Below are 8956 nucleotides of genomic sequence, written 5' to 3' on the forward strand. Positions count from 1 at the left end.
CTACCCTTCCACGCTGTTAAAAAACACGGCTTGGTAGTCGATGGCAATGTCAGCAAAAAGGCTGGGATCGGTCAGTTGCGCCAGGGTTAATCCTTTTAAATCGGGTATAAGTCGTGCGGCTTTCAGCATCTCGGCAAAGAAGGCATCGCAGGATAAGGCATGTTGGTCGTTACTGCCCATGCAGCTTAAGTAAAAACCACCACCGGGTGCGCTAAACACCTGTAGGGCTTTTTCAGCCGCTCGCGAGGCGGTGAGCAGGGACTCGATTTGCTGATGCTTAGGCAGTTGCTTAAGCGGGTTATCGTGGCAGGCGGTAAGTAAGGTAATGCCGGCAAACAAGGTCATTATCATGGCTATTTTTTTCATGAGGGTTTCCTTTAATTAATCGGAGTTTGTGGACAGAAACGACCGTAATCCGGGCACGGGGTGGTTAAGTCCGGCGGCCTACTGCAACTGCACAGCATTAAAAAACTTAAAAAAAGGGGTATAAAACGCATGAGACACTCCTTGTTGGTTATTCATCCGGTAAGGCGTTAAAACGAACGTTGTCATTTTCTGTGGCTAGCGTGGTGCTGCTTTCCTGGGCCACTTGCTGGCTCATTAAGGTTTGCAGTTTTAAATTCTCGGTTTGAATGTAGGCAATTTCTGCCAGCAGGCGTGAATTTAAATCAATCGCGGCTTTGGTGTTGGCGGCCTTATCGATGTGATTGGATAAGTCATGGATGGCTTTTAAATGGCGATTGACCTCGTTAAAGGCATAGGTGGCCTGCACGCTGACCGCTTGATTGACCGCGACGTTGTTTTTGTATTCTTTAAGGCGTGTGAGTGAGGCGCCTTTGCGATAAGTGGCATCATCCAAAATCACATGGTTGCGCTGATAGGCTTTAACTAACTCCTGATAACGGGCAGGATTACCACCGGCAATGTTGTGAAGCGCATCATCCCAGGTATTAGGCGACCATTGGCGGGCATTTAAATCGGCATGGCTGTTGGCAAGTCCGCCAAAGCCATAGTGACCGCTGTTAAAATTTTTAAGTTGTTGCATGTTTTCTAACTGCGATTGCGCCGTGCTGTAGGTTTGGCTTAACAACTGGTATTGGCTTCTTAATTGCTCCAGTTGCTCAATGGCTTTAGTAAGCATCGCGGCATCGGCGACACTTAAAATGTCGGCATGTACTGGTAGCGAGGCAAGGCTTAACAGTAGGACCAAATCACGGATTTTCATGCGGCACTCCTTTCTAAAAAGACCGGCAGCCACTGTTCAGGTTGACTTCCCACCTCCGTGACAATGGCATCGAATAAGGCGACACTTTGCTGGTTGCCGGAAAATACACGAATTTCTTCTGCTAAATCGCTTAAGTCCAATTTGCACAGCAGCGATTCATGCCCTTGCTTGTAAAGAAACAGACGGGATTCCGGGGTTAAGCCTTTGATGGTGTCGTACTCCGTAGGTGTTAATTGCAAATGGTTTAAGTAGGTGTCGGCATTCGCGGCTTGGTTGGGGAAGTAAATGGTGGTGGCTAGGTTAGTTAAAATGACGCTGGCAATGCTTGATTCCACCACGGATTCCGGCGTTTGTGTCATGAAAATGAAGTGGCCGTTTTTCTTACGGATGGTGGCAAGCCAGCTTTTTAAATGCTTCAACCAAAACGGGGAATTAAGCACCTGCCAGGCTTCATCGATGATGAACGAGGTTAAACGCCCATCAAGGCATTGGCGCATGCGGTGTAAGAGATACAGGTAAACCGGCGTTGAAATGAGCGGTGAGACTTCATCCATCAAATAAGTGATGTCAAAACCGACTTTATCAAAATCGAAATTAAGTGCGTCTTCTTCATGGTCAAACAGCCAGGCAAACTCGCCATCACCCATCGTGCCCTGGCCTTTTAACCAACGGCGCAGTTCCGGCCAGCGGGCAAAGTCCATCGGCAGCAGTTTACTGACATTCGACAAAGTGCGGTAACGCGGCTGTAAGTGCTCAAAGGCGTAATCGATGCACTCGTTAATGGTTTCCGTGAGCGCACTCGGTAAGTCGTCTTCATTCGGTTGTCGAATCAGTTGTGCAAACCATTCTTTGATGAAACTGCGGTTAGCTTTGGTATCGGGTAATTGCAGTGGATTCATGCGCAGTGTTTTGGCATGGGCGGGGGAAATGATGGTGTAGGCACTTTTTTCACTGCTTAACACGTAAATTTTAGAGGCCTGGTCGCGGTCTAAGAAGAAACTGCGATGTCCGTAACGTTCCATTTGCGCGTCCATGAAGGCAACTAAGGTGTTTTTACCGGCGTTGGTGGCACCAAAAATGGCCGTGTGGCCTTTGGCCGGGTTGGTGGCTGATGACTGGCTGTGATAGTTAAAGTACACCGGTGTTTTAGACGGGGTTTCTAACAAGGTCACCGCACTGCCTAAGTGATTACCATCGCGAAAGCCGGTTTTAAAATTATGCAGCGAACAAAAGCCAACAAAATTGCTGGAGGTAATCAGGGATGCTCGCGCAATAAACGCATGGTTGGTGGGGATTTGTGCCCAAAACGCCGGTTCAAGTCCTAAGCGTTCGCGCACCAAGGTCATGTCGGCCTGGGCGTAGAGGGTTTCTGTTTCGCGAATGAGATTATCTAATGTGGCGGTGTCATTGGCCAATAGCATCAAAGTATTGTGATGATAACCTAGGCGGGCGTTGTCGCTGGCTAAATCATCCTCCAGCGTTTCTAAGGCTTGAATCTGGCTGATGCCTAAATCGTTGGCGTTAATGAGCTTGCCGCGTTTTTTGTTGATGGCTTTGAGTGCCGCATCGCGGGGAATGGGGGCAAAGCTGTGGGTGGCAATGAATTCGGCATCCAATTGCAGCAGGGGGTCTAATAGCAGTGAGTGGGTATGCTTGCCGTATTTTTTAACGGAAAGCATGGCGCCAAAGCGCTTGTCGTCATCGGCATTGCCTTGAAACTGGATGGCATGACCAAAGAACAATTGCTTGCGGCTTAAATACTGGCCGATGTGGCCTTCAGGGTACAGTGTTTCGCTCACCCAGGTATCGGGTAAACTTAAGCTTATCGGTGGACAAAACGTGGGGTAGCTTAAAACCGGGGATTCGCCGCCATTCACCCACAGGCCTAAAAAAGCCATAAGTTCGCTATAACCTAGGCGCTCATCCTGCTCGCCTAAGCGATGCACGCCAAAGGCCGACAAAGCAGTTTTAAGACTATCCATCTGCTGATTGAGCAAGGCCATTTGCGCATCGCGGTGCGCCATGTTGTTGTGCAGGTGACGTGAGGCGTTTAATTTTTCAAACCAATGAAGCGAGCGCGCAGTTTGGCTTGAGTCATCGCCTTTAAGCACTAAGGTCAGGTAAATGGCGTTACGGTAAAGGTTCTTGCCTACAAAGCGGGCATGGTATTTGTCATTCACCCGCCAGGCGAAACGCGATTGAAAGTTGCCGCCTAAATGAAGGCTTTCTTTTTTGCGATGCACGGTGACATACACCATGAAACGCTCATCAATGGTTAATAGCGCCTGATGCAGGCGCTCATTCATCTGGTTTAAAAAATCGGGGTTTTCCGTCACAAACGGAATGCCGGCGATTTGCAGTGTTGCCCCTAATAGGCCGTGATGGGATTCAAACACCGTGGGTGAGTTGAAGTGAGTAACCGGAAACACGCGCGATACCGGGGTTTCGCGGCGTAGTTGTTTTAGTGTGTTAGAAAGGCTCATAGGCGCGCACTCCCCAGAGTTGGTGATTGGGCAAGGCTGGCAGGTGCACGAGGCGCTTAAACACCAGCGTAAAAAAATGAGGGTCTTGGCGGCAGACTAACCAACCGAACACATGAACGGGTAAGAAGACCAGTCCATAAAGGGGATTTAAGGCAATAAAGGCGCACATCGACATCATCAGGTTTAACAAGTGGTATTCTAAGGTCACGCCGGCAGTCATTGCCGGTCGTGTTAATGCGCCAAAGAGGATGTGTTGTTGAATGGCTTGCATGGCTTAACCCACTAAGACGCTGTAAAGACTGGAGCCGCCAAAAACAATGCCTAAGCCCACCAACACCATGGCAAACTGCTCTTTAGGAAATTTCTGTTTGGCAATACAGAGGTAGCCGCAGCCGATGATAATTAAAATCCCTACCGAGCGGGCGAGTGGCCCCTGTAGGAAACGGATGCTGTTATTGAGGATGCTTTCAATGCTGGCTGCAAAGGTGGTGGTCGGGGCTAAACACATCGCCCACAGCAGCTTCTGATGCAGGCGATTGATTGTTTTACGCAATGTAGTCATGGTCAATGTCCTTATTTTCTTGGGATTATTTCAAGCGGGGCTGTGTGGAGGCCATTTTGCGCAGGAAAATTTCCTTGCGATCCACCTCAATGTCATCCGGGGCTAAGATGCCGAGAGCGACAATGCCGCGGCGGCCATAGAGCACCTTGATTTGGATTTTGCCTTTATCAATCATGATTTGTTCGCCACATTTACGGGTCAGGACTAGCATGGGTATTTCTCCTTGTGAGGTTAGTGTTTCAAAAGTGCATAGAGGTCTTGAATGTGTTTTAAGGCGATTTTGGTATCAATGCGTTGCAGCAGTTCTGCCTTGGCTGAGCAGAAGTTATTGCGTCTAACGCTTGATTTGCAGCGCTCAATGAATTGCGGCAAAGTCGGAGGAAAGTTACTGTTTTCGCGAAAGTAAAACAGCGCTTCCTTAAGCGTGGCGTTGTTAAACCGGGTAAGCCCCTCGGACCACTCTTTTTTGGCCAAATGAAGCAGCGATTCGCTTTTGTAGCTGCTCCACCACACATGGCCGTAAATGGCGCCTAAGCGGGTAAAGAGCGTATCCATGCGTTTGTCATAGTGCTGAGGTTCCTTTTCGCAGGTAGACAACGTTGGTTGCTTCGCCGGTGGTGGGGTGACTGTCGGTGTCAAAGTCGAAACTGACGTTGTCGAATTGATGCCAAAAGCTTTGGCCTTGAGTTTTGGATCGAGTAAATCCTTGATGGGTTTCATGGTGTGACTCCTTTCGGTTGATTGCGGGTAAGGTTTCATTCCAGCCTTGCTGGCTAAGCCAGTTAGCCGGGTACTTCCATGCAGGAACCCACTGGCCATTAGCGGTGAGCTCCTTGCGGTGATTGATTTGTGCCTCTAAGGCATGAAGGATTTTCTGGCAAAGGGCTTCATCGGGGTTTAAACGCTGAAAGGCGTCCCAGGCCTTCTCACGGTTTTGTTGCTGTGGATAAAGCGACCAGAATTGCTCGAATTGGGATAATAAAAAAAATAATAAATAATCTTTATTAGGAGGTATGACGGCTTTTGCCGTTTTGCCTGTGTCGGCTTTCGTCTTTTCATTCGCTGAAAACCCAGTGCTGGTGCCGTTTTTAGAGTTATCCACAGTGACGGCTAACTGTGACGGGTTTGTGACGGCTTTATTTTGGACGGACTGATGCCTTGTCGCTAAAAGGCATTTTAAAATCAGTTGATGATCTTCGGATTGAACCTCAATTAGCCCAACACGCTCCAAGCCTGCAATCGCACGCCGCGCTTGAGCACGTGAAAAGGACGTGGCTTTGATACCCGGATGGGGTTCAATGTAGAGTTGTTCGGTCAGCGATTGATAGCTTATCCCACGCTTTTCGCCAACAATGCCCGTTTTAAAATCCATATAAGGCCTAATCCCTCTTATGTAGACCAACTGCTGGATATGCGGCAATCCGTACAGTCGATCCAATTCGTTGTTGTTGATGGTGAATTCCATTCCTAACGATCCTGTTGATTCGTTTTCCTGTTATTTCTGTGTTATGTTTATTAGACACAACCATCTATTTACACTTTTCGTGGAAATTAGATTTCAATATATCACTATGTGTGGAAATATCAATGGGGTATTTCAACATTTTTAACTTTGAATCCGAGGGACGATGAGTATCAAAGAACAAATAGGGCAACGCATACAGGCTGCACGCCAGGAAAAAGGCCTGACACTTAAAGCGTTGGCTGGCCTGACAGATGATTTAAAACAATCAAGAATTAACAATTGGGAGCGAGGGGATAGAACGCCGGGTCCAGAAGAAATCAAGCAACTGGCAAAGGCATTGGACGTTTCTGCTGCTTATTTGATGTGCTTAACGGATGAGAAGCAGCCTAAAAAGATACCCGGATTGGGCGCTTTGATCCCTATTTTGGATTACCAGCAGGCTTGTGATCCGGTTACCGCAATCGAGGCTATAAAAAGTGAGAGTAATCAGGGTAAGGTGAGTTTCATACCGGTAGGGGCAGATTTAGCTCAAAGGCTTGGGGAGAATGCTTTTGCGTTGAAAGTTAAAGATGAAAGTATGGACCCTGAATTAAAACCTAATGATCTCATTATAACAAAGTTCCACTCATTACCTTCTCCCGGAAATTTTGTAGTCTCACGTTTTGGTAATACGCAAGAAGTAGTTATAAGGCGCTATAGAGAAATATCTATTAATGAAGATTTACAGGAATTTGAACTAAAAGCAGAGAACGACAATTGGGGTAGTATTAAAATAAAGGATAATCCAACTAAATATATAGTCGGAGTGGTTTGTTCAGTGCTGAGAATTTTCTCTTCATAATGCCTCTTTCCTATTTGCATGATAAAACAAGAAAGCTAAGGTGCATTATGAGGTTTGAATAACACGTTTATATAAAACTAAAGAAGCCAGATAATGAAAATAAAAATTTCTAATATTGGAGCTATAAAGAATGCGATTTTCTCCCTAGCAGATATAACTATTATTTGTGGGAAAAATAACACTGGTAAAACTTACGCAGTGTATGCACTTTATGGATTTTTTAAGTATTGGAAGAATAATTTTTCTATTAAAATTTCTAATGATGAGATCCGTAAACTTCTGAATGAAGGAATTATAGAGATAGACTTAAATATATATATTAATGATGCCAAAAATATCTTAGATACAGCATGTAATAATTATATTGAAAAGCTACCTCAATATTTCGGTGCACCAGAAAAATATTTTGAAAAAAGTAAATTTTCCATAGAGTTGGAAAAGCATGACATTCGGCCATTAGAATCTTTTGAACGTATGATGGGCGCTTCTAAAACTAGAATACTGTCCATGTCAAAAAAAGAATCCTCACACTATCTTGTTGTATCTTTGTTAGTGGAGAAAGAAAAAGTAGAAATACCAAAAAATTTAATTAATAGGATCCTTGGAGATGCTTTAAAAGATATTATTTTTGGAAATTTATTCACTGAAATATTTATTGCTAGTGCCGAAAGAACCGGAGCGGCGATATTCAGAAAGGAACTAAACTTTGCTAGGAATAGAATTATAGAAGAAATGGGCGCAATTGATAATTCAATGAACCCATTAGAGCTTCTCTCGAAAGTTTACTCAGATTATCCTCTACCCGTTAGAGACAACGTAGATTTTACTAGAGAATTAGAAAAAACGTCTTTGAAAGAGAGTTTTATTGCAAAAGAGCACTCAAAAATTCTTGAGGATTTTAGTGATATTATAGGTGGAAAATATTTGGTTTATAAAAGTGATGAGCTTTATTATGTTCCTAAAAAAACTAAAATTAGACTTACTATGGATCAAAGCTCGAGTGCAGTAAGATCACTATTAGATATTGGGTTTTATCTGAGGCATGTTGCTGCAAAAAATGATTTATTAATTATAGATGAACCAGAGCTAAATTTACATCCAGAAAATCAAAGAAGGGTGGCCAGGCTTCTAACAAAATTAGTGAACATAGGTATTAAAGTTTGTATTACAACTCATAGTGATTACATAATCAAAGAATTAAATACTTTGATTATGTTAAGACAGAGCAAACCCTATATTGAAGATATTATCAAGCATGAAGGATATCATAATGATGAATTACTTGATTACAAAAGAGTCAAAGCATACGTAGCAGAAGATGCATTAATTGTAACTGACGAAAATCAGCGCAGAGTACGTGCTCCAACATTAGTTGAGGCTAGTATAGATCCTATGTATGGAATTAAAATAGATAGTTTTGATAATACCATTGATGAAATGAATCGTATCCAAGGTGAAATCATTTGGGGGGATAGTTAAATTATGGAAGATTCAGAAATAATCCGTAATCTCATTCAAGATTCAGCCAAAATAAATCTAGAAGATCATTACAAAAAGAAAAAAGTTCTTCTTAAAGAAGACCAAACAAGTTCTGAGGTACAGATACTAAATGTACCGGAAGATAGTCTAGTTATAAGGGTAGATGCTTTCCAAGCACCCAAAAGCATTTTTAACAACATCAAAGGAGTATGCAAGAGAGCAGATTTTGTGTTGATTTCATTTACTGATAAAACGATTATTTATATCGAGATGAAAAAAAGCACTGGCAAATGGAGTGAAGTATTGGATCAACTTAAAGGCGCAGAGTGTTTCATATATTATTGCCAAAAGATTGGTATTGCATATTGGGAAAATGAAGATTTTCTGAAACAGTACAAGCATCGATTTGTTGTTATTGGCGGAACGAACTTAGCCAAAGAAAAAACAAGAGTTACAAAATCCCAAGAAGAACATGATACTCCATCTAGGGCTTTAAAAATTAACAATCCTAATAATCTTCAGTATAAAAGTTTAATATAGCTTCCTCGATGCCTTTTAATTGTAACCATAGTGAGAGCTTAATTTAAAAGTGTCTTAAATATAAACTTAAGCATCTTAGGAACGTGGTCAATAACATGGTGTCGAAAACGTGACGTAACTGTGACAGTATAACGCTGTTTTTGGTCATTTTTGGCTGTTTTTTAGGGGTTGTGACGCATCGCAAGGTATTGATTTTATTGTAAATTATAAAAAGAGTATAAGGCTTCGAACCAAGGTGTCGGGGGTTCGAGTCCCTCCGAGCGCGCCATTTAAAAGGGGTCTTTCCCAATTACGGGGGCACTCAATCAACAGCATAGTACTTTAACTCTGGTTCTATAATTTTGGGTCTTTCCCAATTACG

At 43.5% G+C, this 8956-nt stretch carries 11 protein-coding genes; 3 read left to right on the forward strand and 8 right to left on the reverse strand.

All coding sequences use genetic code 11. From position 1 onward, the window contains the following. The 8 genes from Lrub_RS03535 to Lrub_RS03570 all read right to left on the reverse strand — a co-directional run bounded on the left by Lrub_RS03535 (position 1) and on the right by Lrub_RS03570 (position 5735). A complete protein-coding gene (locus Lrub_RS03535; RefSeq protein ID WP_058530814.1) occupies positions 1–366 on the reverse strand; it encodes a hypothetical protein in 366 nt (121 codons plus the stop codon). Between the two features lie 148 nt (positions 367–514). Further along, a complete protein-coding gene (locus Lrub_RS03540; RefSeq protein ID WP_058530815.1) occupies positions 515–1225 on the reverse strand; it encodes a type IV secretion system protein in 711 nt (236 codons plus the stop codon). Then, entirely contained in the window at positions 1222–3708 is a 2487-nt protein-coding gene (locus Lrub_RS03545) for a VirB4 family type IV secretion/conjugal transfer ATPase (protein WP_058530816.1), read from the reverse strand. Before Lrub_RS03545 ends, Lrub_RS03540 begins: the two co-directional genes overlap by 4 nt. Further along, complete coding sequence (locus Lrub_RS03550) at positions 3695–3979, reverse strand: VirB3 family type IV secretion system protein (RefSeq protein WP_058530817.1); 285 nt, start codon at positions 3977–3979, stop codon at positions 3695–3697. Before Lrub_RS03550 ends, Lrub_RS03545 begins: the two co-directional genes overlap by 14 nt. A gap of 3 nt (positions 3980–3982) precedes the next feature. Continuing rightward, on the reverse strand, positions 3983–4270 hold the full coding sequence (locus Lrub_RS03555; RefSeq protein ID WP_058530818.1) for a TrbC/VirB2 family protein: 288 nt from the start codon (positions 4268–4270) through the stop codon (positions 3983–3985). Between the two features lie 25 nt (positions 4271–4295). Next, on the reverse strand, positions 4296–4481 hold the full coding sequence (locus tag Lrub_RS03560; RefSeq protein ID WP_058530819.1) for a carbon storage regulator: 186 nt from the start codon (positions 4479–4481) through the stop codon (positions 4296–4298). Between the two features lie 20 nt (positions 4482–4501). Beyond that, positions 4502–4825: a hypothetical protein gene (locus Lrub_RS03565; RefSeq protein ID WP_058530820.1), complete on the reverse strand. Its 324-nt coding sequence runs from the start codon at positions 4823–4825 to the stop codon at positions 4502–4504. A 7-nt stretch (positions 4826–4832) separates the two neighbouring features. Then, complete coding sequence (locus tag Lrub_RS03570; RefSeq protein WP_058530821.1) at positions 4833–5735, reverse strand: hypothetical protein; 903 nt, start codon at positions 5733–5735, stop codon at positions 4833–4835. Positions 5736–5898: 163 nt separating this feature from the next. Between Lrub_RS03570 and Lrub_RS03575 the strand changes: the two genes are divergently transcribed. From Lrub_RS03575 to Lrub_RS03585, 3 genes are all read left to right on the forward strand, one after another. Then, on the forward strand, positions 5899–6576 hold the full coding sequence (locus Lrub_RS03575; protein ID WP_058530822.1) for a helix-turn-helix domain-containing protein: 678 nt from the start codon (positions 5899–5901) through the stop codon (positions 6574–6576). Between the two features lie 93 nt (positions 6577–6669). Continuing rightward, a complete protein-coding gene (locus Lrub_RS03580) occupies positions 6670–8055 on the forward strand; it encodes an AAA family ATPase (protein ID WP_058530823.1) in 1386 nt (461 codons plus the stop codon). A gap of 3 nt (positions 8056–8058) precedes the next feature. Continuing rightward, positions 8059–8595: a hypothetical protein gene (locus Lrub_RS03585; protein ID WP_058530824.1), complete on the forward strand. Its 537-nt coding sequence runs from the start codon at positions 8059–8061 to the stop codon at positions 8593–8595. The last annotated feature ends 361 nt before the right edge of the window (positions 8596–8956 follow it).

The sequence above is a fragment of the Legionella rubrilucens genome, assembly GCF_001468125.1.
In the GTDB taxonomy this organism is placed as follows: Bacteria; Pseudomonadota; Gammaproteobacteria; order Legionellales; family Legionellaceae; genus Legionella_C; species Legionella_C rubrilucens.

Coding starts and splice junctions, on each gene's coding strand:
- Lrub_RS03580 (WP_058530823.1), top strand. CDS start 6,670: ATGAAAATAAAAATTTCTAATATTGGAGCTATAAAGAATGCGATTTTC.
- Lrub_RS03585 (WP_058530824.1), top strand. CDS start 8,059: ATGGAAGATTCAGAAATAATCCGTAATCTCATTCAAGATTCAGCCAAA.
- Lrub_RS03565 (WP_058530820.1), bottom strand. CDS start 4,825: ATGGATACGCTCTTTACCCGCTTAGGCGCCATTTACGGCCATGTGTGG.
- Lrub_RS03540 (WP_058530815.1), bottom strand. CDS start 1,225: ATGAAAATCCGTGATTTGGTCCTACTGTTAAGCCTTGCCTCGCTACCA.
- Lrub_RS03535 (WP_058530814.1), bottom strand. CDS start 366: ATGAAAAAAATAGCCATGATAATGACCTTGTTTGCCGGCATTACCTTA.
- Lrub_RS03550 (WP_058530817.1), bottom strand. CDS start 3,979: ATGCAAGCCATTCAACAACACATCCTCTTTGGCGCATTAACACGACCG.
- Lrub_RS03570 (WP_058530821.1), bottom strand. CDS start 5,735: ATGGAATTCACCATCAACAACAACGAATTGGATCGACTGTACGGATTG.
- Lrub_RS03555 (WP_058530818.1), bottom strand. CDS start 4,270: ATGACTACATTGCGTAAAACAATCAATCGCCTGCATCAGAAGCTGCTG.
- Lrub_RS03545 (WP_058530816.1), bottom strand. CDS start 3,708: ATGAGCCTTTCTAACACACTAAAACAACTACGCCGCGAAACCCCGGTA.
- Lrub_RS03575 (WP_058530822.1), top strand. CDS start 5,899: ATGAGTATCAAAGAACAAATAGGGCAACGCATACAGGCTGCACGCCAG.
- Lrub_RS03560 (WP_058530819.1), bottom strand. CDS start 4,481: ATGCTAGTCCTGACCCGTAAATGTGGCGAACAAATCATGATTGATAAA.